General features: G+C 63.2%; 21 protein-coding genes. 14 read left to right on the top strand and 7 right to left on the bottom strand.

All coding sequences use genetic code 11. The features are described 5' to 3' along the window. Nucleotides 1-103 precede the first annotated feature (103 nt). The gene (locus R4P65_RS22360) at nucleotides 104-1,264 is read left to right on the top strand and encodes a globin domain-containing protein (protein ID WP_317828150.1); all 1,161 of its coding nucleotides are present in this window, start codon (nucleotides 104-106) and stop codon (nucleotides 1,262-1,264) included. A 3-nt stretch (nucleotides 1,265-1,267) separates the two neighbouring features. On the opposite strand, the gene R4P65_RS22355 is transcribed toward R4P65_RS22360, so the two are convergent. Further along, nucleotides 1,268-2,014: an FAD-binding oxidoreductase gene (locus R4P65_RS22355; protein WP_317828149.1), complete on the bottom strand. Its 747-nt coding sequence runs from the start codon at nucleotides 2,012-2,014 to the stop codon at nucleotides 1,268-1,270. A 16-nt stretch (nucleotides 2,015-2,030) separates the two neighbouring features. Continuing rightward, nucleotides 2,031-3,209 (bottom strand): FAD-binding oxidoreductase, encoded by a 1,179-nt coding sequence (locus tag R4P65_RS22350; RefSeq protein WP_317828148.1) that lies wholly within the window; start codon nucleotides 3,207-3,209, stop codon nucleotides 2,031-2,033. Between the two features lie 201 nt (nucleotides 3,210-3,410). Between R4P65_RS22350 and clpB the strand changes: the two genes are divergently transcribed. The 5 genes from clpB (at nucleotide 3,411) to pyrE (ending at nucleotide 9,430) form a co-directional block, all read left to right on the top strand. Continuing rightward, complete coding sequence (gene clpB / locus R4P65_RS22345) at nucleotides 3,411-5,963, top strand: ATP-dependent chaperone ClpB (protein ID WP_230816327.1); 2,553 nt, start codon at nucleotides 3,411-3,413, stop codon at nucleotides 5,961-5,963. Between the two features lie 157 nt (nucleotides 5,964-6,120). Further along, nucleotides 6,121-7,041, top strand: a complete 921-nt coding sequence (locus R4P65_RS22340; RefSeq protein ID WP_230816326.1) for a hypothetical protein — start codon at nucleotides 6,121-6,123, stop codon at nucleotides 7,039-7,041. A gap of 86 nt (nucleotides 7,042-7,127) precedes the next feature. Then, the gene (locus R4P65_RS22335; protein ID WP_317828307.1) at nucleotides 7,128-8,000 is read left to right on the top strand and encodes a hypothetical protein; all 873 of its coding nucleotides are present in this window, start codon (nucleotides 7,128-7,130) and stop codon (nucleotides 7,998-8,000) included. A gap of 45 nt (nucleotides 8,001-8,045) precedes the next feature. Then, nucleotides 8,046-8,846, top strand: coding sequence for an SDR family NAD(P)-dependent oxidoreductase (locus R4P65_RS22330; protein ID WP_230816325.1), 801 nt, complete (start codon nucleotides 8,046-8,048; stop codon nucleotides 8,844-8,846). Nucleotides 8,847-8,896: 50 nt separating this feature from the next. Further along, on the top strand, nucleotides 8,897-9,430 hold the full coding sequence (gene pyrE / locus R4P65_RS22325; protein WP_317828147.1) for an orotate phosphoribosyltransferase: 534 nt from the start codon (nucleotides 8,897-8,899) through the stop codon (nucleotides 9,428-9,430). 51 nt (nucleotides 9,431-9,481) lie between these two features. Here the strand turns inward: pyrE and R4P65_RS22320 are convergent, their stop codons facing one another. From R4P65_RS22320 to R4P65_RS22310, 3 genes are read right to left on the bottom strand one after another with little or no spacing between them, the layout of a single operon-like run. Next, nucleotides 9,482-10,738 (bottom strand): MFS transporter, encoded by a 1,257-nt coding sequence (locus R4P65_RS22320; protein WP_003944384.1) that lies wholly within the window; start codon nucleotides 10,736-10,738, stop codon nucleotides 9,482-9,484. 23 nt (nucleotides 10,739-10,761) lie between these two features. Beyond that, a complete protein-coding gene (locus R4P65_RS22315) occupies nucleotides 10,762-11,205 on the bottom strand; it encodes a MarR family winged helix-turn-helix transcriptional regulator (protein WP_020906635.1) in 444 nt (147 codons plus the stop codon). 33 nt (nucleotides 11,206-11,238) lie between these two features. Then, nucleotides 11,239-11,802, bottom strand: coding sequence for a TetR/AcrR family transcriptional regulator (locus R4P65_RS22310; RefSeq protein ID WP_317828145.1), 564 nt, complete (start codon nucleotides 11,800-11,802; stop codon nucleotides 11,239-11,241). A gap of 63 nt (nucleotides 11,803-11,865) precedes the next feature. Here R4P65_RS22310 and R4P65_RS22305 point away from each other — a divergent pair, with 63 nt between their 5' ends. Both R4P65_RS22305 and R4P65_RS22300 read left to right on the top strand, forming a co-directional pair. Further along, nucleotides 11,866-12,546, top strand: a complete 681-nt coding sequence (locus R4P65_RS22305) for a lysophospholipid acyltransferase family protein (protein ID WP_317828143.1) — start codon at nucleotides 11,866-11,868, stop codon at nucleotides 12,544-12,546. Nucleotides 12,547-12,595: 49 nt separating this feature from the next. Beyond that, nucleotides 12,596-13,309: a lysoplasmalogenase gene (locus R4P65_RS22300; protein ID WP_317828142.1), complete on the top strand. Its 714-nt coding sequence runs from the start codon at nucleotides 12,596-12,598 to the stop codon at nucleotides 13,307-13,309. 3 nt (nucleotides 13,310-13,312) lie between these two features. On the opposite strand, the gene R4P65_RS22295 is transcribed toward R4P65_RS22300, so the two are convergent. Then, a complete protein-coding gene (locus tag R4P65_RS22295) occupies nucleotides 13,313-13,756 on the bottom strand; it encodes a hypothetical protein (RefSeq protein ID WP_230816321.1) in 444 nt (147 codons plus the stop codon). Between the two features lie 34 nt (nucleotides 13,757-13,790). Here R4P65_RS22295 and R4P65_RS22290 point away from each other — a divergent pair, with 34 nt between their 5' ends. The 5 genes from R4P65_RS22290 (at nucleotide 13,791) to R4P65_RS22270 (ending at nucleotide 17,866) form a co-directional block, all read left to right on the top strand. Further along, nucleotides 13,791-14,573, top strand: a complete 783-nt coding sequence (locus R4P65_RS22290) for an SDR family oxidoreductase (RefSeq protein ID WP_317828141.1) — start codon at nucleotides 13,791-13,793, stop codon at nucleotides 14,571-14,573. A gap of 67 nt (nucleotides 14,574-14,640) precedes the next feature. Continuing rightward, a complete protein-coding gene (locus R4P65_RS22285; protein ID WP_317828140.1) occupies nucleotides 14,641-15,240 on the top strand; it encodes a DUF6636 domain-containing protein in 600 nt (199 codons plus the stop codon). Next, the gene (locus R4P65_RS22280) at nucleotides 15,240-15,932 is read left to right on the top strand and encodes a TrmH family RNA methyltransferase (RefSeq protein ID WP_317828139.1); all 693 of its coding nucleotides are present in this window, start codon (nucleotides 15,240-15,242) and stop codon (nucleotides 15,930-15,932) included. The genes R4P65_RS22285 and R4P65_RS22280 overlap by 1 nt, the downstream gene beginning before the upstream one ends. Nucleotides 15,933-15,989: 57 nt before the next feature. Continuing rightward, the gene (locus R4P65_RS22275) at nucleotides 15,990-17,111 is read left to right on the top strand and encodes a glycoside hydrolase family 76 protein (RefSeq protein WP_003944321.1); all 1,122 of its coding nucleotides are present in this window, start codon (nucleotides 15,990-15,992) and stop codon (nucleotides 17,109-17,111) included. Nucleotides 17,112-17,122: 11 nt separating this feature from the next. After that, nucleotides 17,123-17,866: an alpha/beta hydrolase gene (locus tag R4P65_RS22270; protein WP_317828138.1), complete on the top strand. Its 744-nt coding sequence runs from the start codon at nucleotides 17,123-17,125 to the stop codon at nucleotides 17,864-17,866. On the opposite strand, the gene R4P65_RS22265 is transcribed toward R4P65_RS22270, so the two are convergent. Next, the gene (locus tag R4P65_RS22265) at nucleotides 17,793-18,704 is read right to left on the bottom strand and encodes a GNAT family N-acetyltransferase (protein ID WP_317828137.1); all 912 of its coding nucleotides are present in this window, start codon (nucleotides 18,702-18,704) and stop codon (nucleotides 17,793-17,795) included. The genes R4P65_RS22270 and R4P65_RS22265 overlap by 74 nt on opposite strands. Nucleotides 18,705-18,866: 162 nt before the next feature. On the opposite strand from R4P65_RS22265, the gene R4P65_RS22260 reads away from it, so the two are divergent. Next, entirely contained in the window at nucleotides 18,867-20,219 is a 1,353-nt protein-coding gene (locus R4P65_RS22260; protein ID WP_317828136.1) for an LLM class flavin-dependent oxidoreductase, read from the top strand. Nucleotides 20,220-20,252: the final 33 nt, after the last annotated feature.

Here is a 20,252-nt window from a genome sequence, read left to right as displayed (position 1 = left end):
TGACACTTGTCCAGAATGATTTACGAGTCAGACATTTGTGACATAAGCTGCAGACGAAATTCCGCGGCGGGTCTTGCCGCGTCTAGTCGGGACGAGGATGAGCGTGGATTCGCAAGCAATCTCTCTGGTCCGGTCGAGCTTCAAATCCGTCACTGCGGTAGAAGATGGTCCGGAACGGCTCGCCCGTACCTTCTATTCGATCCTGTTCGCTCGATCGCCCGAAACCCGGGAGTTCTTTCCGGCATCAATGGATGTGCAGCGTGATCGGCTTGTCAGCGCTATCGCTCACGTCGTCGAACGCCTCGACGAGTCCGACGCGATACTCGAGTACCTCGCGCAGCTCGGTCGCGATCACCGTAAGTACGGCGTCACCGACGAGCACTACACGGCAGTCGGCAATGCCTTGATCGAAGCACTCGAGACCTTCGGTGGCGCCGAAATGTGGACCGACGAGGTGGACAGCGCGTGGCGTAACGCGCTCGCGATCATCTCGGCAGCGATGATGGACGCCGCCAACGCGGAGGACGGCCCGCCCGCCTGGAGCGCCACCGTCATCGAATGCCGCCCGGCCATCAAGGGCGTCGCCGTCGTCAGGCTGCAACTCGACCAGACGATGGAGTACCGCGCCGGTCAGTACGTCAGCGTGCAGGTCGCCGCGAGGCCGCGGATGTGGCGCTACCTCTCGCCGGCCACGCCGTACGACGGGACCGGAATCCTCGAGTTCCACGTTCGCCAGGTCACCGGCGGGTGGGTCAGCCCGGTCATGGTGAACCAGACCGCGGTCGGCGACACCTGGGTGGTCGGTTCACCCATCGGCGCCCTGGGGATTCCGGAGAACTCCAAGGACATTTTGATGATCGCGTCGGGAACCGGAGTGGCTCCGCTGCGCGCACAGATCCTCGAACTGATCCGACGCGGCAACACCCGCAAGGTCCAACTGTTCTACTCAGGACAGCATCCGTGCGATCTCTACGACCTTCCGCATCTGTGGAAGCTGGCAGAGAAGCACCCGTGGCTCACGATCATCCCGGTCTCAGAAGAAGACGAGAATCCGTGGTGGCACACCGAGCCGGAACCGCTGCCCCCGATCGGAATGTCCAGGCGCATCACCGGCAAGGTCGGCAAGGTCGTGACCTCGTTCGGGGACTGGGCGGGCTACGACATTCAGGTCGTCGGCAGCGAATCCATGGTCAACAGCACCAAATTCAGGCTTCGCGCAGTGGGCATCGACGTCGACACCGTTCGCAATGATCCGACGTACTGACCGTCAGTAAGGATCGAACTGAATGACCTCGGCCGGCGTTCCGGCCTCGATCAATCGATCACGCGTCGATCGAACCATGGCCGCTGATCCGCACACCAGGACCTGATGTTCGGTGAACGCACCGTACGACGCGACGACGTCGGCGAGTGTGCCTTCGATGAGATGGTCGTCGCCGAATCCGATGTCGACGTTCAAACGGTCGAACCATCCGTCGGGCGGGCCGCCGTCGGAAAGATCTTCGACGACGGGAATCGGCTGCAACCACGGAAACTGGTCGGCGAGTAGCCACAGCATGTCCGCTGCGTAGAGATCACGAAGCGTTCGGCCGCCGAAGAAGAGGTACACCTGCGGCGGGTTCGGAGTCTGAGCCAGATCGAGAATGATCGAGCGGAGTGGGGCCAAACCTGTTCCGCCCGCGACCATGATGACGGTGGGGCCGTTCTCGTCGACCGACAGATCGCCGCGCGGGTCGAGGATCTGCCAGACGTCACCAGGCTGGGTGTCCTTGACTATCGAGCCGCTGACCCAACCTCCGGGAACCGTCTTGACGTGAAACTCCAACTTCCCGTCGTGTGAGGGAGGCAGGGCGGGGGAGAGTCGGCGGAGCAACCGCGAATTCTGCGGAACGCTGACGTCGACGTACTGGCCGGGGCGGAACGGGATGACGTCGCCGACCAGGCGGACAACCGCCAGATCCTCACGGAGACGGTGATGTTCGACGACTGTGCTCGACCAGGTTCGCTGGGCCATGAAAGTTCTCCTGTAGTCAGTAGAGCGGGTCGTGCCGGATCTGATCGAGCGGAGTTCCGCCGGCACGCAAGGCGTAGACGGTTGTCTTGATCATCGACGGTGACCCCGAGATCTGCACCTGACGGTCGGCCCACGAGCCGAACTGCGCGACCACTTTTCCGATCGGTCCGATCAGCCGGCTGTGCATTCCGAAGGGTGGTTCGAGCACCGGTCCGTTGTGCCACCAAGGGTTTTCGGGTTCTTCGGAAACCGGTACGACGGTCAACCACGGGTTGCTGAGCGAGATGTGCCAGAGGGTTTCGAGGTCGTAGAGGTCGCACGGATAGCGGCCGCCGACGAAGAGGTGCACGCGCGGGTTGTGCGCGCGTTGAGACATTTCCATCACTTGGGCCCGCAGTGGAGCGATGCCGGTGCCGGACCCGATCATGAGAACGTCGCGGTCGCTGGTGAAGTCGACCTCCAAGCCGCCGAGGGGAGTGGACATGACCCAGCGGTCACCGACATTGGTTTCGCTGACGATCGCGGGGCTGACCCATCCTCCCGACACCTTGCGGATGTGGAACTCGAGCTGGCCGAAAGGGTTGGTCGGAATCGCCGGTGAGTAGTACCGCCACATTTTCGGGCGCTGGGGAATCTGAACGCCGAGATATTGCCCCGCCCCGTACGGAATGGGTGGGTCGGCTTCGAGTCGCACTATCGCCAGGTCGTCGAGGACTCGTTCGTGGCTGACCACGGTCCCACCCCAGAGCGCCGGGGACGTATCGGATTCGGCACCGTCGGCCATCGTGCTGACGACGAGATCGGTGAACTGAGACCAGGCCTCCTCCAGTTCCAGTGTCCACTTGTAGCGACTGTGCGCGCTGGTTCCGTACATCGACCGAACCGCGCGCTTCAGAGCGACGCCGGCGGCCTCGTAGTGCTCACGCTCGACGCCGTAGCGGCGGTGGTCGCGGCCGAGTTGGGTGAGAAACTTCCGGATTCGGCGATGCTGGGGCAGATTCTTCACGACGAACTCGATCGCTCTGAAGAAACGGTGGCCCTGCGATTCCATCCCGGCGGGGAACAATGAGCGGTACAGAGGATGTTCCGCAAAGAGGCCGGTGTAGAACACGGCCGAGAAGTGCGCACGGCTCTCTTCGTCGTCGGTCAGAGAATCGAGGCTGGATTGCAGACGGGCGATCACTGTCGGATCCAATCCATCCCCCCTTTCGCACCAGCTGCAACTCTCGCCACAATTCTAGTACGGCCGAAAATGTGACCTACGAAACCAACTCGGCCTGGCGAAAACAAACTTGAGCGGAATAGACTCAAGTTTGTCCGCGTTGAGCATAGTGACACAGTCGCAATACCAACCGGTCGCGGCTCTTCCCGTTCGACTTCGCCAGAAAGGTGACAAGTGGACTCGTTCACACCAACAACCAAGACCCAGGCTGCGATGACGGCTGCACTGCAGTCGGCGTCGTCGGCGGGTAATCCCGATATCCGGCCTGCCCATCTGCTGGTCGCATTGCTCGACCAGACCGACGGCATCGCTGCCCCACTACTCAAAGCTGTAGGCGTCGACCCCACCGTCGTACACCGAGAAGCGCAGGCAATCGTCGATCGCCTGCCCAAGACAACCGGCGCAAGCTCCACTCCGCAACTCGGGCGTGAGGCACTCGCGGCACTGACCGCTGCTCAGCACCTCGCCACCGAGATGGACGACGAGTACGTCTCCACCGAGCATGTCCTCTACGGACTGGCCGGCGGCGACTCCGACGTCGCACAGTTGCTCGTACGTCATGGCGCCACCCAGGACGCATTGCGTGAAGCCTTCACCACTGTCCGTGGCAGCGCTCGAGTCACCAGCCCGGAGCCCGAAGGCACCTACCAAGCGCTGGAAAAGTACTCCACTGACCTCACCGAAGCCGCACGAAGCGGCAAGCTCGACCCGGTGATCGGTCGCGACACCGAGATTCGCCGTGTCGTGCAGGTGCTCTCGCGTCGTACCAAGAACAACCCGGTACTCATCGGTGAGCCCGGCGTCGGCAAGACCGCGATCGTGGAGGGCCTGGCCCAACGCATCGTCGCGGGTGACGTCCCGGAATCGCTGCGAGGCAAGACCGTCGTGTCCCTGGACCTCGGGTCCATGGTCGCCGGTGCCAAGTTCCGCGGTGAATTCGAGGAACGCCTCAAGGCGGTTCTCGACGACATCAAGAACAGCGCCGGACAGGTCATCACCTTCATCGACGAGTTGCACACCATCGTCGGCGCCGGTGCCACCGGTGAATCCGCGATGGACGCAGGCAACATGATCAAGCCGATGCTCGCCCGCGGTGAGCTGCGACTGGTCGGCGCCACCACGCTCGAGGAGTACCGCAAGTACATCGAGAAGGACGCAGCACTCGAGCGTCGTTTCCAGCAGGTGCTCGTCGGTGAGCCCTCGGTCGAGGACACCATCGGCATCCTGCGCGGCCTCAAGGAGCGCTACGAAGTGCACCACGGCGTGCGCATCACCGACTCCGCGTTGGTGGCTGCTGCCGCGCTTTCGGACCGCTACATCACGTCGCGGTTCCTGCCGGACAAGGCCATCGACCTCGTGGACGAAGCCGCATCGCGACTTCGTATGGAGATCGACTCGCGACCCGTCGAGATCGACGAGGTGGAACGCACTGTTCGCCGACTCGAAATCGAAGAAGTGGCACTCGAGAAGGAAACCGACGACGCGTCCAAGGCAAGGCTCGAGAAGCTGCGTCAGGAACTCGCCGACGACCGCGAAAAGCTCAATCAGCTCAGCACCCGCTGGCAGAACGAAAAGCAGGCCATCGACTCGGTGCGCGTGCTGAAGGAACAGCTCGAAACCCTGCGAGGAGAGTCCGAACGCGCTGAGCGTGACGGCGATCTGGGCAAGGCAGCCGAGTTGCGCTACGGTCGCATCCCGGCGCTGGAGAAGGAACTGGAAGAGGCAGCAGCCGCTTCCGGAGCCGCCTCCGACGGTGACGTGATGCTCAAGGAAGAGGTCGGGCCAGACGACGTCGCAGACGTGGTCGCAGCCTGGACCGGAATCCCCGCCGGCCGGATGATGGAAGGCGAAACCGAGAAGCTGCTCCGCATGGAGTCCGAACTCGGCAAGCGAGTCGTCGGCCAGACCGACGCCGTCGTCGCCGTCTCGGATGCGGTTCGCCGCGCCCGAGCAGGTGTCGCCGACCCCAATCGGCCCACCGGTTCCTTCCTGTTCCTCGGCCCGACCGGCGTGGGTAAGACGGAGCTCGCCAAAGCCTTGGCGGACTTCCTCTTCGACGACGAGCGCGCGATGATCCGCATCGACATGAGCGAATACGGTGAGAAGCACTCGGTGGCCCGACTCGTCGGTGCCCCTCCGGGATACGTCGGCTACGAAGCCGGCGGCCAGCTCACCGAAGCAGTTCGGCGACGCCCGTACTCGGTGGTCCTCTTCGACGAGGTCGAGAAGGCACACCCCGACGTGTTCGACGTCCTGCTCGCAGTGCTCGACGAAGGCCGACTCACCGACGGTCAAGGCCGCACGGTGGACTTCCGCAACACCATCCTGATCCTGACCTCCAATCTGGGATCCGGTGGAACACGTGAGCAGGTCATGGACGCGGTACGCCACGCGTTCAAGCCGGAGTTCATCAACCGTCTCGACGACGTCGTTGTCTTCGACTCGCTCTCCGAAGAGCAGTTGGAGCACATCGTGGACATCCAGCTCGAGCAGTTGCAGAAGCGTCTGGCTGCGCGTCGTCTCACCCTCGAGGTGAACGGTGCGGCTCGGATGTGGCTCGCGGTGCGCGGCTACGACCCGCTGTACGGCGCTCGGCCATTGCGTCGACTCGTTCAGCAGTCGATCGGCGACCAGCTCGCCAAGCTGCTCCTGGCCGGCAAGGTCCAGGACGGCGACACCGTGCATGTCGGTGTCAGCGAGGACGCGGATCAGTTGGTTCTCTCCTGATTCGGTAAGCGGAATGCCCCGTCGATCCAAGTGGATCGGCGGGGCATTCGCATTTTGTTCTACCCTGGATGGCTGGATGCTCGAACTGGGGATGTCTGCACTCGCGCCTCTCCGAACGACTTCGACGCTCTTTCGTCCTAACCGAAGGTGGCCAGGCATGACCGATCAGAACGATCCGCGTAACTCGGGTGGGGCGCGCCGTGAGGATCCCGAGGCGACCGAGGTGTGGGGGCGCACGCCCGACCAGCCAACGGAGCAGTACGGGACCGTGTCCGGCCAGTCGAATCCGAACCAGCCGACGGAGTATTTCGGTCAACCGCCAGGGGCACAGCAGTATCCCTACGGTGGTCCGGATCAGAACACGGAGTACTTGGGTCAGCAGGGGCAGCAGCCGAATCCCACCCAGGCCTTTCCTGCCTACAACCCGCAGTTCGATCCGCAGGCGCCGCCGCCCGGTGCGACGCAGGCCTATCCGCCGTACACGGCCCAGCAGTACGGGAATACGCAGCAGTACCCGGTTGCCGGTGGTGGTGGCGGGGTTCCGCCGGAACAGCCGTTCATCGAAGACGGGTCACCGGGAGGCGGCAAGAAGCGCAAGCTCGCGACGTGGGTGGCCGCCGGCGTGGTCGGGATTCTGGTCGCCGTGATCGCGATCATCGCGTTCTCGGCGTTCGGTTCGAACGACAAGGGCACCCAGACCGCCTTCGTCCCCCCGACCACTACGACGCAGGCACCGACCACCACACCTCCGAAGGCAAGCACCACGGCGCCGACTCCGACGACGGATTCCCCGCTCAGCCAGCTTCCGGGCGGGCTCGGCGAAGTGATCGGTGACGCCGGGGGAGCAGTCGGCACCGTCAAGTCGAACGACGGCGGCACGTTGGTCATCGATTCGATCGGCGGCTCGCAGGTGACGGTCCTGACCACTGCGGACACCACACTCATCGCGCTTAACCGTGCGACCATCGCCGATCTGCAACCGGGTGACAACATCGTCGTCGACGGAACTCCGGTGGAGAACGGCACGATGACCGCCAACACGATTCTGAGTACGTCGTTGCCGAAGTTCGGCAACTGAGTCGTTCACGACACATCGGGCGAGTCCACCAGGGTGTCGCGGGAGGTTGAGGCCGTGAGTCGCTACCCTGGAGGGTGATGACTGGAATGTGGTTCGGACTGGCAGTAATTGCACTCGCAGGCGCGGGTGCGCTTCTGTACGTCGACAGGACGAGGCGAGATCAATCGGGGCGAGTGCGTCAGATCTGGGCAAAGGCGCAGGGTTACACGTACACGGCCACCGACGATCAGCTGGCAGGCGAATGGCACCGCGCGGTCATGGCCAAGCAGGACTACCTGACTGCTACCGACGTTGTCCGCGGCCGCCGTCGCGGAGAGCAGTTCGTGCTGTTCGACCTGGAAGAGACCGCAACGATCGTGGCCGTTCGCCGCGAGATCGGGTCGGACGTCGACATCGATCTTCGGTTGAAGTCGACGGCTCCGCCCAAGGACGGCGACCTGAACCTGCTGGGTGCGATCGGTTCCCGGGTGGTTTTTGCGACGGACCTCGAGATTGCTCGTCGCGTCTGTGATCAGCGCATGGTGGCGTTCACCGAATCGGTTCCCTCGTCCATCAGCATGCTGTGGAGCGAAGGCCAGTGGACGCTCGGTTCGCTCCCGGTGACCAGCAACGGCCGGGATTGGGACGCGGCAATCGAGTCGGTTGCGCGCCTGTCCGGCATTTTGCACGTACTGCCCCCGGTCACCGATCCCAACGAACTCGAGGTTGATCACGATCCGAGCCGCCCGCGGCCTGGTACCGAGAAGTCTCGCCCCGCTCCGGATCCCGTAGAGCAGCCCCGTTCGCGTCAGGAGCAGCCTCCTCGTGAGGCTGCGCCGCGTGAATTTACGCCGCGTGAGTCTGGACCGCGTGAATCTGCGCCACGTCAGGACCAATCGCTGCGCAAACCCGAGGCGGCTGACAAGCCGGCTCAGCGTCCGGCGTCGCAGCGCTCGGGCACAATTCGCCCCGTCGACTGACCTTCAGGTTCCCGTCCAGTAGCAATAACCACTAGCGTGGCCGGTATGTCGACTTCCCACTCGGATCGCCCCGTGCGTCCCGTTGCCCTGGTGACCGGACCTACTTCTGGTCTCGGCGCAGGTTTCGCCAAGAAATACGCCTCCCTCGGATACGACCTGGTTCTCGTCGCGCGTGACGAGGTCAGATTGCACGATCTCGCGTCCGAGATGAAGACGATGTTCGGCACCGAGTCGGAGATTCTGGTTGCCGATCTCGCATCGGAGGCTGGACGCGATTCGGTCGCGCTGCGTCTGGAGAAGGGCGTCGAGGTGTTGGTGAACAACGCCGGATTCGGTACCTCCGGCGAGTTCTGGACTGCAGATCCGGCGCTTCTGCAGTCGCAACTCGACGTCAACGTCACCGCCGTGATGCGGCTGACTCGCGCTGCGTTGCCCAGCATGATCGCGTCGGCGCACGGAACGATTGTCAACGTGGCGAGCGTCGCGGGCCTGCTGTCCGGGCGCGGTTCGACGTACTCGGCCAGCAAGGCATATGTCATTTCGTTCACCGAGGGACTGTCCGGCGGGTTGGCCGGAACGGGAGTGCGTGTGCAGGCGCTGTGCCCGGGCTTCATCCGCACCGAGTTCCACGAGCGTGCGGGCATCGAGATGTCCACCATCCCCAAGCCGATGTGGCTGAGCGTCGACCAGGTGGTTGCGGCGTCGATGAAGGATCTCGGTGACGACAAGGTCATCAGTATTCCGGGGATCCAGTACAAGGTCCTCACGACAGCCGGGCGTCTGGTTCCCAAGGGGCTGGTTCGCCGGCTGACCAACATCGTCGGACGAGGCCGCGGGCGGACGTAGCCCAGAGGCAGAAGCCGAACGTAAGGCAGTGGTCGGTAGGCTGAGCACTCATGAGCGATCGTGAGGATTTGGCTGCGCTGGTGCGCGAATTGGCTGTTGTACACGGAACGGTGACGTTGTCCTCGGGCAAGGAAGCCGATTACTACGTCGACCTTCGCCGCGCGACACTTCACCACAAGGCTGCGCCGCTGATCGGCTCACTGCTGCGTGAACTGGTCGCGGACTGGGATTTCGACGCCGTCGGAGGTTTGACGATGGGCGCCGATCCGGTTGCGATGGCGGTGATGCATGCTCCCGGGCGCCCGATCGACGCGTTTGTCGTTCGGAAAGCTGCCAAGGCGCACGGGATGCAGCGACAGATCGAGGGCCCGGACATCGTCGGCAAGCGTGTCCTGGTTGTCGAGGACACGACCACGACGGGCAATTCTCCGTTGACAGCAGTGAAGGCCCTGCGCGAGGCAGGGGCCACCGTGGTCGGAGTCGCTACGGTCGTCGATCGCGCGACGGGTGCGGATGCGGTGATCGGTGCCGAGGGCGTCGAGTACCGATCGCTGCTGGGCTTGGAAGATCTGAACCTGAGCTGACGCCCCGTGAGTGGTTGAGGAGTCCTCGCACTCCTCAACCACTCACAGGGGTCAGTCGCCGACGGTTACGGCGAGTGCTTCGTCGACGCTGTGCGGCGCGGGATCGTGGTCGTCGACGTGAGCAAGGACCTTGCGTCCGCTCGACAGGACGAACACGGCGGCGAGGGTGAGAACCGCGCCGACCCAGAACGGCATGTGGACGTTGGATTCGCCGAGCTTGCCGGCTACCCACGGGGCTGCGGCGCCGCCGACGAATCGAACGAAGCTGTAAGCAGCAGAGGCGGTCGACCGTTCGACGGGAGCCGAGATCATGACGGTCTCGGTGATGAGTGTGTTGTTCACACCGAGGAACAAACCGGCGAGGACGACGCCCACGATCAGGACGATCTTGTTCTCGGTGAAGAGCGCCATCATGCCGAGGTCGAGTGCAAACAGTGTCAGCGCCAGCATCATCATCGGTAGTGTGCCGAAGCGACGTTGCAGGCGTGGGGCGAGGAAAACCGACGAGATCGCCAGCATCAGTCCCCAGCCGAAGAAGATGAATCCGATCGGGTACGCCCCCATGTCGAGGGGGAACGGTGTGTACGCGAGCAGGGTGAAGAATCCGTAGTTGTAGAGCAGCGCGGTGATGGCGACGGTGAGTAGTCCGCGGTGCCGCAGCGCCTGGAACGGCGCGGCGATGGATGTGTGGTGTTCGGGCTTGGGTGCGCTGGGAAGCATCACGACGATGAGGATGAAGGCAACCGCCATCAGGGCTGCGACGCCGAAGAACGGTGCGCGCCAGCTGATGTCACCGAGAACTCCGCCGACCAACGGTCCGACCGCGATGCCGATTCCCAATGCAGCCTCGTAGAGGATGATCGCACGAGCGACGCCGCCACTGGCCGCGCCGACGATAGCCGCGAGCGCCGTTGCGATGAAGAGCGCATTGCCGAGTCCCCAGCCTGCACGGAATCCGACGATCTGACCGATGGTGCTGGAAGCGCCTGCAAGAGAAGCGAACACGATGATGATCGCGAGCCCGGCGAGGAGTGTCTTCTTGGCGCCGATGCGGCTCGAGACCACACCGGTGATGAGCATCGCGACGCCGGTGACGAGCATGTAGCTGGTGAACAGGAGTGAAACCTGGGACGGTGTGGCGTCGAGTTGTTCACCGATCGGCTTGAGGATCGGGTCGACCAGACCGATGCCCATGAAGGCGATGACGCTGGCAAAGGCTACCGCCCACACCGCTTTCGGTTGCTTCAGGAGGCTCGGCGGAGCCTCGTTCTGGTGCGTTGATGTCGCGGTCGTGTTGCTCACGGCCACCTCCTTTTTCAGTGGTGGGTGTTTCAGCTGGGGTCGGAAGTTTTGATGATGGACCGCAATTCGGCCAATCCGTCGGCGAGTTTCTTGATCTGTTCGGGCCCGAGTTCGACGAAGTGGGGGACTAGAGCGTCGGCGATCTCGTTTCGACCGTCGTTCAAGATCTTTCGTCCCTTTTCCGTCATGGCGACTCGAACTGCCCGGGCATCCTCGGGGTCGGCGCGGCGTTCGACGTAACCGTTCTCGCCGAGTTTGCGCAGTAGCGCAGTGGCAGAGGGCTGCGAGCTTCTGTCGAGTCGAGCGAAATCGCTGATCCGCATTTCGCCGTATTCCTCGAGTAGCGAGAGCGCGCGCAGCCAGGCGCGTGGGTACTGATCGGACGCGAACGAACCAGCCAGCTTCGCGAAGCGGTGCGTATTGCTCACGAGGTCGACGAGTAGTTCGTGCAGTTGCTGTTCTTCATCTGTCACGAAGAATATTATTGCATAGGTTAACTATGTAAATCAACGAGTCTGTAAAAGGTGGTCCGTCACGGCGGTGGCGACCAGTGACGGCACATCGAGGTCGGGTGCGACGAGCGCGAGGCTTCGATTTGCCGCCAGCACTGCGATGCCGTGGGTTCCGGTCCAGATGTTCAACGCAGAAGTGGTGGGATCGGAGGCGTCGGCCTTTTCGCACAGGGAGTGCAGGGTGGCGAAGAGTGGGAGTGAAGACTCTCGGAGGTTGCTGCCTGCGCCCTCGAGGAGGTCGTGGCGAAACATCAACTCGAACATCGCCGGTCGTTCCTGGGCGAATGACACGTATTCGATTGCTGCCGAGATCAATCGGCTACGAGCGGGTTGTTTGCCGGTGAGGATGGGGTCGAGTCTGTCGGTGAGATCGCGCAGGCCATGTGAGGCAATTGCGGCAAGCAGGCTGTTGTGGGTCGGAAAGTATCTCCGCGGGGCGCCGTGTGACACGCCCGCACGACGCGCGATCTCCCGTAGCGTCAGTTCTGTGGCGCCGTCGGCATCGAGAATCTCGACGCCGGTGGCGACGAGTGTTTCGCGAAGGCTGCTGACAGTCATGGAAGACAGTGTCTACTATTCTCGACGTAGACGCTGTCTACTAGACGGAAAAGGTGATGCCCTGTGCTCTATTGGCTGTTCAAATACGTCCTGATCGGCCCGGTCCTCTGGCTGTTCGGGCGGCCGACGATCGAGGGTCAGCACCACATCCCCAAGAAAGGACCGGTGATTCTCGCCGGCAACCATCGGGCAGTCGTCGACTCGTTCTTCCTGGTTCTCATGGTGCGCCGACGCATCACCTTCGTCGCGAAGAGTGAATATTTCACCGGGACCGGTGTGAAGGGCGCGATGCAGCGCTGGTTCTTCGGTGGGGCGGGTCAGGTGCCGATCGACCGTAGCGGCGCCGACGCCTCCCGTGCGGCGTTGGACACGGCCACCGGGATTCTCGACAAGGGTGGTGTCTGGGGGATCTACCCCGAGGGAACACGATCACCCGACGGATGCCTGTACAAGGGAAAGACCGGAGCGATTCGTGTCGCCTTGGAAACCGGGGCGCCGGTCATCCCCGTCGTCGTGCATGGCGGCGACGCCGTCAACCCGCCGGGTACTCGGATGTGGCGCTTCAGCAAGGTTCGGATCACGGTAGGGGAGCCGATCGACTTCTCGCGATATCGCGAACTTCGCGGGTACCAGGCCGTCGTACGTGCGGCGACGGACGAATTGATGGCAGTGCTCTGTGAGCAATCGGGGCAGGAATACGTCGATGTCTACGGCGCGGACGTCAAATCCGGCGATGCCGCTTGAGTGACCCAGTACGGTCGCTGTTGGACGTGTAACCAACAGGAGGATTGTGATGGCGGGCAAGTGGGGCATCGAGCACGCAGTTTTTGCGGCGGCGACGGCAGCGACCGTGGTCGGGGCAGTAGTCGGTAACGAGCGGGTTCAGCAGATCGCGAAGCCGTTGATCGCACCCGCCCTGGCTGCCCGAGTGCTGCGCAAGCGTTCGGAGACGGAAACTGCCGATACCGCACTGCTTCTGGCCGGCCTCGCCGCCGCAACCGTCGGCGACGTGTTCATGATCGACCCGGACAACGATGCCCGTCTGATCAAGGGTGCGTCGTCGTTCGCGGTGATGCAGGCAAGTTACTCTGCGCTCCTGCTGCGCCGCGGCGCTCGCCCGACCCGCGCTGCCCTGCGGCCCCGCATCAGCGGTTGGTCGACGGCGTCCGGTCTGCTCCGTGCCAAGGCGCCGAGCGTGTCGACGCCGCTGACCGGATACGGATTGATGTTGGGAACCACCTCGACGTTGTCGGCGGACCCCGCTCTGGCGCCGCAGTCGAAGGCCGTGCTCGACGTGGTCGTTCCGAACAAGGATCGACGCTCCTGGCTCGGTTTGGGCGGAGTGCTCTTCACCGCGTCCGACGGGCTGATCGTGGTTCGTAGACTGTTCATTCGCGGGACCGCGGGCCGCGCCGCTGCCGAGGGTGTGATCTTGGCGTCGTACGCGGGCGCACAGTTGATGCTGGTGGAAGGCATGTTGGCACTGGGACGCAAGAAGAGCATCTAGTTTTCACGGGCACAGCATGATTCGGTCTCGGTTCTGCGGGTCCACCAGGACGGTGACCGTGGATCCGGGAGTGATCTTGTCTTTGTACTCGGGTCGGATCTCGTACTCGATCCGGCCCGAGTACGAGCCGGAGCCGGGAACCGTGAGGTGAAGTGCGAGTTTGGCCAGTTCACCGTCGACGGTTCGGCGCAAGGGAGTGACCGTGTCTATTCGTGCCCATCCTTCGAGACCGTGCTTTTCGAGTTTGCGTTCGGCGCGGGTCGGGCGGTTGGCCCAGGCCATCCCGAATCCGAGAACCGAACCGAAAGCGGCGAGCAGTCCGCCGATCTGATAGGGAAGAGTGCCAGGGGGAGTGTGCTCGACCAGCCATCCGAGCCACACCGCGAGCACGATCAGATACCCCACCGCGATGAAACATACGGTGTGTACGACGCGACGGTGATTCATCAGATTTCCTCCACATCCAGGATAGCCTGACCGCATGAGCGAACCGAACGTCTTCATCACCGGTGCTGCGGCGGGAATCGGGCGGGAGACCTCGCTGTTGTTCGCGCGCAACGGATACCGCGTCGGTGCGTTCGACATCGACGACGCCGGCCTTGCCTCCCTGAAGGCCGAGATCGACGGTTTCGCTGGCAGCGTCGTGACGGGAGTCCTGGACGTCACGGATTCGCTCGGCTGGGCGCAGTGCTTAGCCGAATTTGCCGGGGAGTCAGGGCGTCTGGACATCCTGATCAATAACGCGGGTGTGCTCTCCTCAGGACGATTCGAGGATATTTCTCTTGCGGCACATCGCCGAATGATCGATATCAATGTCACCGGCACCCTCAACGGCACGCACACGGCTTTCCCGTACCTCCGCGATACCGCCGGGGCGCAGGTGGTCAATCTGTGCTCCGCCTCGGCAATCTACGGCCAACCCGAACTCGCGACCTACGGCGCCACGAAGTTCGCGATCCGCGGCTTGACCGAGGCGCTCGATCTGGAATGGGCGCAGCACGACATCCGCGTACTCGCGCTCTGGCCCCTGTTCGTCCAGACGGCGATGGTCACGGGAATGGACACCGGTGCCACCAGATCGTTGGGCATCAAATTGACCGCCACCGACGTCGCCCAGGAGTTGTGGGCGGCCACGCGCGGCGCTGGACGCATACACAAGGTTCACTACCCGGTCGGAACTCAGGCGAAACTCTTCCTCAGCGCGTCGCGGTTCTCGCCCGCGTGGCTCTCACGGTTGATGAACAAGCGCGTCACCAGCACTTAGTCGACCACGCGATAGAGTGCACTGTCGGCTGTTGCTGGGCCAAGGTGACGTGTGTGGAGGTAGTCGGGTGGTTCGTGTTCGGGTGGGGTTCGTGTTGTTGGGTGTCGGGTCGGCGCTCTTGCTTGCAGGGTGTGGCGGCGAGGCGGATTCAGCGCCGACCGTAGCGGCGCAGCCCAGTTCGACCACCACGACAGCCGTGCCGACGACAACAACCACCGTCGCGCCCGTCGTCACCACGACCACCGAACCTCCGACCACGACACTGCCGCCGACGACGACGCTCACGGACGTGCAGTTCGAGCGCAACGAGTCGTACTACTTCACCACTCCGGACGGGAACTTCCAGTGCGGCATCATCAAGTTGCCCACCAGGACCGAAGCCGGGTGCGAGGGCACGACCACCCCGGTTCCGCCGCGACCGGAGAGCTGCATGGTCAACTGGGGCAACGGTATTCGCGTCACCGGCGAGGGCGAGGGTGCTTTCATGTGTTCGGGCGGTGAGGTGTACACGTCGGGCGGCGCCGACGCCGATCCGGTGTTGGCGGCCGGTCAACCACTGAGCAAACTGGGTTTCACCTGCACGACCACCGCGACAGACGTCTCGTGTGTCAACGATCAGACCACGCACGGCTTCACCGTGGCTGCACATTCCAACGAGGTGTTCTGATGACCGAAGTCGCTGCCGACGACGTTTCCGGTGGGGCTGGCGAACCGGGACCCACCGAATGGGGTGAGAACCCCAACGGCGTGGGGCCGTGGACCGAGGAGCACGACACCGAACCCCCTACCGACGAGCGCTACGACCCGGTACTTCTGGTCGAGGGTGATCGTCGAAACGTCTTGGACGAGTATCGGTACTGGACGCGGGAAGCGATAGTCGAGGACATCGACTCGCGCCGTCACACCATGCATGTTGCCATCGAGAACTTCGCGCACGACGCCAACATCGGCACGGTGGTCCGCACGGCCAACGCGTTCGCCGCAGCCGCCGTCCACATCGTGGGGCGTCGGCGCTGGAATCGGCGGGGCGCCATGGTGACCGATCGATACCAGCACATCGTTCACCACGCCGACATCGGCGAGCTCGTCGAGTACGCCCGTGAGAATTCACTCACGATCGTGGCCGTCGACAACACTCCCGGGTCGGTGCCGCTGGAAACGGCAAGCCTGCCGCGAGAGTGCATCCTGCTGTTTGGTCAAGAAGGGCCCGGAGTGACCGATCATGCGAAAGAGGTTGCGTCCATGACGGTCTCGATTGCGCAATTCGGGTCGACTCGCAGCATCAACGCCGGTGTCGCGGCCGGCATTGCGATGCACGCGTGGGTACGTGAGCATGCCGATCTCGCCGATTCCCGCTGATCTCGCTCGCGAATTCCGGCTAGCGTGTAGCGCCTCGACCAGACAGGATAGGTAGTTATGCAGGAAGTGTGGGCAGAGCGGGCCGATGCGGCTGAGGGCGCGATAGTCAGTCGTCACCTTCGGCGCCTGTGGGGAATGCCCCGGACGGCACTCGGCGTGGTTGCCTGGCCTGCTGTTCGGCGCGAGAGGATGTTCAAGCCGTGGCACTACTGGTGGCAAGCACACCTGCTCGATACTGCAATCGACGCGCTCGAACGTGACCCGACACCCAAGCGTCGTCGCCGGGTCGCGAAGGTTGCCCGCAGTGTTCGGGTCCGCAACGTCTCGGCGTGGACCAACAATTACTACGACGACATGGCGTGGCTGGGTCTATCCCTCGAACGTGCTCAACGCATGTTCTCGGTCGATCACCGAACAGCGGTCCAGGCGCTCGAATCGCAACTCTTCGATTCGTGGTCCCCGGCCGACGGCGGCGGTATTCCGTGGTGCAAGGGCTCCGATTTCTACAACACCCCGGCAAACGGACCCGCCGGAATCATGCTGGCGCGCACCGGAAAACTCTGGCGTGCTCAGGCAACAGCCGACTGGATCGACGAGACGCTGCGGGATCCGGACTCCGGACTGATCTTCGACGGTATCCGACGCGACGGCACCCTCGAGCGCGCGATCTATTCGTACTGTCAGGGCGTCACGCTGGGGTTGGAAACCGAATTGTCGACGCGATTGGGCGAACCGCGTCACCGCGAGCGAGTCCACAAGCTGGTCGACGCCGTGTACGACGGCATGACCGAGTACGGAGTCATCACGGGCGGTGGCGGGGGCGACGGCGGATTGTTCAACGCGATCTTGGCTCGCTACCTCGCGTTCGTGGTGGTGAACCTGTCGTGGGAGACCCACGAGGACCTGCGAGCGCGAGAACTTGCAGCGCAGATCGTTCTGTCCTCCGCGGAAGCAGCCTGGAACAACAGACTGCAGATCGAAGGACTGCCGCTGTTCGGACACGACTGGACAAAGGACGCCCAGTTGCCCAGTCTGTCCGGCGACATCGCCACCTTCGCCGCCGGGACGGTGCGCTCGTCGAGCGTCCCAGAGCGAGACCTCTCGGTGCAGGTGGGCGGGTGGATGCTCATGGAAGCGGCATTTGTCGTCTCGGCGGCGGGATACCCGCGTAAGCGTTAGGCTTCTTCGTCATGGAATCCCGGCACGTGATCGACACTGACGGTGTTCGTCTTCACATCGATGTCGGTGGGTCAGGGTCGGACGTTCTGGTTCTCTCCGGCGGCCCGGGATGCGTTCACTATCTCGGCAACGACGAGTTGCTTCCTGAAGGAATGCGCGCGTGGTGCCCTGAGCCGCGCGGAGTCGGCCGTTCCGGTGGCGGCGCTCATACGATGGCGCAGGCGGTTGCGGACCTCGAACTGGTCCGGCGCACCTTCGAGATCGACAGCTGGGTCGTGCTGGGGCACTCGTGGGGATCTGACTTGGCAGTGAGGTACGCACTCGACTGCCCGGAATCGGTGTCCGGCGTCGTCGGAATCGCGGGGCACGGTCTCCACAAGGACCGGACGTGGTCGAAGCAGTACGAAGCGGGGATCGAGCAGGACCCGCAGATACCTTGGGAACCTGTTGTCTGGCAATCGCTTCAAGAGTCGTTCATCGAATGGATCCATGAACCACAGCTGTTTCGGCAGCTGGCTGACTCACAGGTGCCCATGACGTTTCTCGCGGCGGCCGACGACATTCGCCCGTCGTGGCCGTTGCAGCAACTGGCCGCGCTCGTGCCGAACGGTCAGTTCGGTGTCGTCGACGGTGTCGCGCACAACTTCTGGCAGTCTCACCCGGACCTGTGGAGAGAGATTGTCACCGAGGCGTGTGCGATCCAATCTCCACCAGGATTCGCTCCGCAACGGTCTGGTATCCCAGTCTCCGATTGACGGTCAGCATCGGGTGGTTTTCCGCGTTCACCGTTGTGTAAATCTCTCTCAGCAAAGGAAATTCAGCTGCCAACACAGACGCTTGTTGCTCCTTGACCCACTGAGCGAGACCGTGCCCGCGGTGCCGGGGGAGTACAACGGTGTCGTGCTGCGAAGCGTGGGTGCTGTCATTTTCGTCCACCGTCACCACTGTCGCTGCGGCTACTTCGCCGACGGCGTCGTCGACCGCGCAGCACACCAGAAGTATCTGAGAGCCACCGGTCATCTTCCGTTCCCACGATCTGACCTCGTCGACTCCCCAATTACGTTCGGGCATCTGCAGTCCGGCGCCCGGTGCGTCGAGGAGTCGGTTCAATGCCTCCGAGAAGGAGCGGACAAATTCGTCCGGGGTTCGGTTGCGCCAACTGACGATTCGATAGCCGGGGCGAGTGCTGTCTGCGGTGGGAGGGCTGAGGTGCTGTACCTGGTTGGCCAACCGAAGCAACACGCGGTGGCCGTCGAACCTTTGTAGGAAGGGTTCGGCTGCACTTCCCACGAGCGCAGTGACCCGGATTCTCTGCACGCCGAACCCGGCGAGGTCGACCTCGACCAGTTCGGCAAGCGCTCGTCCTACCCCTCGTCGTTGCGCATGGGGTGTCACGTACATTCGAAACTCTGCGAGATCGACTTCGGCCGAGTTTCGTCGTGCCTGGGCGATGCCGAGGACCTCGTCGGTGCCGGCGTCGCGTGCAATCCAACGCCGTATATCGGCCGAATTGTCTTCGGCCTCGATCATTTCCATCAGCGCAGTCGCTGTCGGCGACGCTCCGGAAAGGTGACGCTGGCCTTCGGAGAACACTTCGCACCATTGCCGAAGAACAGGTGATGTCCTCAGAGACGGTACGAACTCGGCTACAACTACACAAGTCACCTATGCGAGGATACCGAGCGCCCGCTCGGAGTTGGAATCACACGAACCGTAACCCTGTCGGAGGAAGGTGGTTGTTGCCAGCATTCAGGCATGTCTGATTCCTCGCGCCAACTGAGCCTCAACGCGTTCATTCACCCCGCCGGCCATCACGAAGCGGCGTGGCGTCATCCGTGGACGACACCGGAACGTCTGTTCGACGTCACGTATTTCCAGGAGATCGCTCGCACCGCTGAGGCAGCGAAGTTCGACGGAATCTTCTTCGCCGACGGTCCCGCGTTGCGCAGCGACGTCGAGCATGGTCCCGCAGGGACGTTGGAGCCGATCACCTTGTTGACGGCCATTGCAGTGGCGACCGAGCGGATCGGATTGATCGCGACGGCGTCGACCACGTACTACGAGCCGTACAACCTGGCTCGGCTGTTCGCCTCGCTCGACCACATCTCCAACGGACGCGCGGGGTGGAACATCGTCACCACCGGCACCGATCTGGCAGCAGCCAACTTCGGGCTGGCCAAGCATCCGGATCACGGTGACCGGTATTCGCGTGCACGGGAATTCGTCGACGCGGTGGTGCGGCTGTGGGACAGCTGGGAGGACGACGCGATCAGTCTGGACCGCGAGAGCGGAATCTACGCGGACAGAAACAAGATTCACGAGATCAACTACGTCGGGCGGCATCTGCGGGTGCGGGGGCCGTTCAACGCACCGCGAACGCCGCAAGGATACCCAGTGCTGGTGCAGGCCGGTGCGTCCAACGACGGTCGCGCGTTTGCCGGTCAGTACGCAGAGGCGATTTTCACAGCGCACCAGAGACTTTTCGACGCTCAGGCGTTCTACACCGACATCAAGTCGAGGGCTGCTCAGTTCGGCCGCAACCCCGATCACGTCAAGATCCTGCCCGGAATCAGCCCGTTCATCGGTGACACCGAGGAGCAGGCGAAGGCGCTCGAGCAGGAGTTCAACGAGTTGACTTCGCCGGAGTACGGGCTCGCGCAACTCGGTACACTCACCGGGACCGATGTTCGGAATCTGGAACTGGATGCACCGGTACCCGTCGAATTGTTCGCGGCTGCAGGGGATGTCACCGACAACAAGCAAAGCAGATTGCAGGTGATCGCGGGGATCGTCGAGCGCGAGCGTCCGACGGTTCGTGGTCTGCTTCGTCGATTGGCGGGTGCGCGCGGACATCGGGTTTTTGCCGGAACCGCCGAGCAGGTGGCCGACACGATCGAGGAATGGTTCACCAGCGGTGCTGCCGACGGATTCAACGTCATGCCACCGTACTACCCGGGTGGACTCGAGATCTTCACCGAGCGAGTGGTCCCGATCCTGCAGGATCGCGGCCTGTTCCGGACCGAATACCCGGGTACGACGCTTCGCGATCATTTCGGTTTGCCGAGGCCCGAGAGCCAGTTCTCGGGTAGTACGTCCGCAGTGCAGTAGGCCCGCTTCACGTTGCCAATAATGACAACGGTT

Source organism: Rhodococcus sp. IEGM 1318 (assembly GCF_033142465.1).
GTDB classification, from domain to species: Bacteria; Actinomycetota; Actinomycetes; order Mycobacteriales; family Mycobacteriaceae; genus Rhodococcus_F; species Rhodococcus_F qingshengii_B.
Note: the sequence above shows the minus strand (reverse complement) of the source record. Positions and strands in the feature narration are given on the sequence as shown.

Bases quoted from the DNA above. Each gene is read 5' to 3' on its own strand.
- R4P65_RS22260 (WP_317828136.1), top strand. From the start codon at position 18,867: ATGTCTGATTCCTCGCGCCAACTGAGCCTCAACGCGTTCATTCACCCC.
- R4P65_RS22300 (WP_317828142.1), top strand. From the start codon at position 12,596: ATGGCGGGCAAGTGGGGCATCGAGCACGCAGTTTTTGCGGCGGCGACG.
- R4P65_RS22290 (WP_317828141.1), top strand. From the start codon at position 13,791: ATGAGCGAACCGAACGTCTTCATCACCGGTGCTGCGGCGGGAATCGGG.
- R4P65_RS22270 (WP_317828138.1), top strand. From the start codon at position 17,123: ATGGAATCCCGGCACGTGATCGACACTGACGGTGTTCGTCTTCACATC.
- pyrE (WP_317828147.1), top strand. From the start codon at position 8,897: ATGAGCGATCGTGAGGATTTGGCTGCGCTGGTGCGCGAATTGGCTGTT.
- R4P65_RS22355 (WP_317828149.1), bottom strand. From the start codon at position 2,014: ATGGCCCAGCGAACCTGGTCGAGCACAGTCGTCGAACATCACCGTCTC.
- R4P65_RS22340 (WP_230816326.1), top strand. From the start codon at position 6,121: ATGACCGATCAGAACGATCCGCGTAACTCGGGTGGGGCGCGCCGTGAG.
- R4P65_RS22280 (WP_317828139.1), top strand. From the start codon at position 15,240: ATGACCGAAGTCGCTGCCGACGACGTTTCCGGTGGGGCTGGCGAACCG.
- R4P65_RS22330 (WP_230816325.1), top strand. From the start codon at position 8,046: ATGTCGACTTCCCACTCGGATCGCCCCGTGCGTCCCGTTGCCCTGGTG.
- R4P65_RS22275 (WP_003944321.1), top strand. From the start codon at position 15,990: ATGCAGGAAGTGTGGGCAGAGCGGGCCGATGCGGCTGAGGGCGCGATA.
- R4P65_RS22295 (WP_230816321.1), bottom strand. From the start codon at position 13,756: ATGAATCACCGTCGCGTCGTACACACCGTATGTTTCATCGCGGTGGGG.
- R4P65_RS22310 (WP_317828145.1), bottom strand. From the start codon at position 11,802: ATGACTGTCAGCAGCCTTCGCGAAACACTCGTCGCCACCGGCGTCGAG.
- R4P65_RS22335 (WP_317828307.1), top strand. From the start codon at position 7,128: ATGTGGTTCGGACTGGCAGTAATTGCACTCGCAGGCGCGGGTGCGCTT.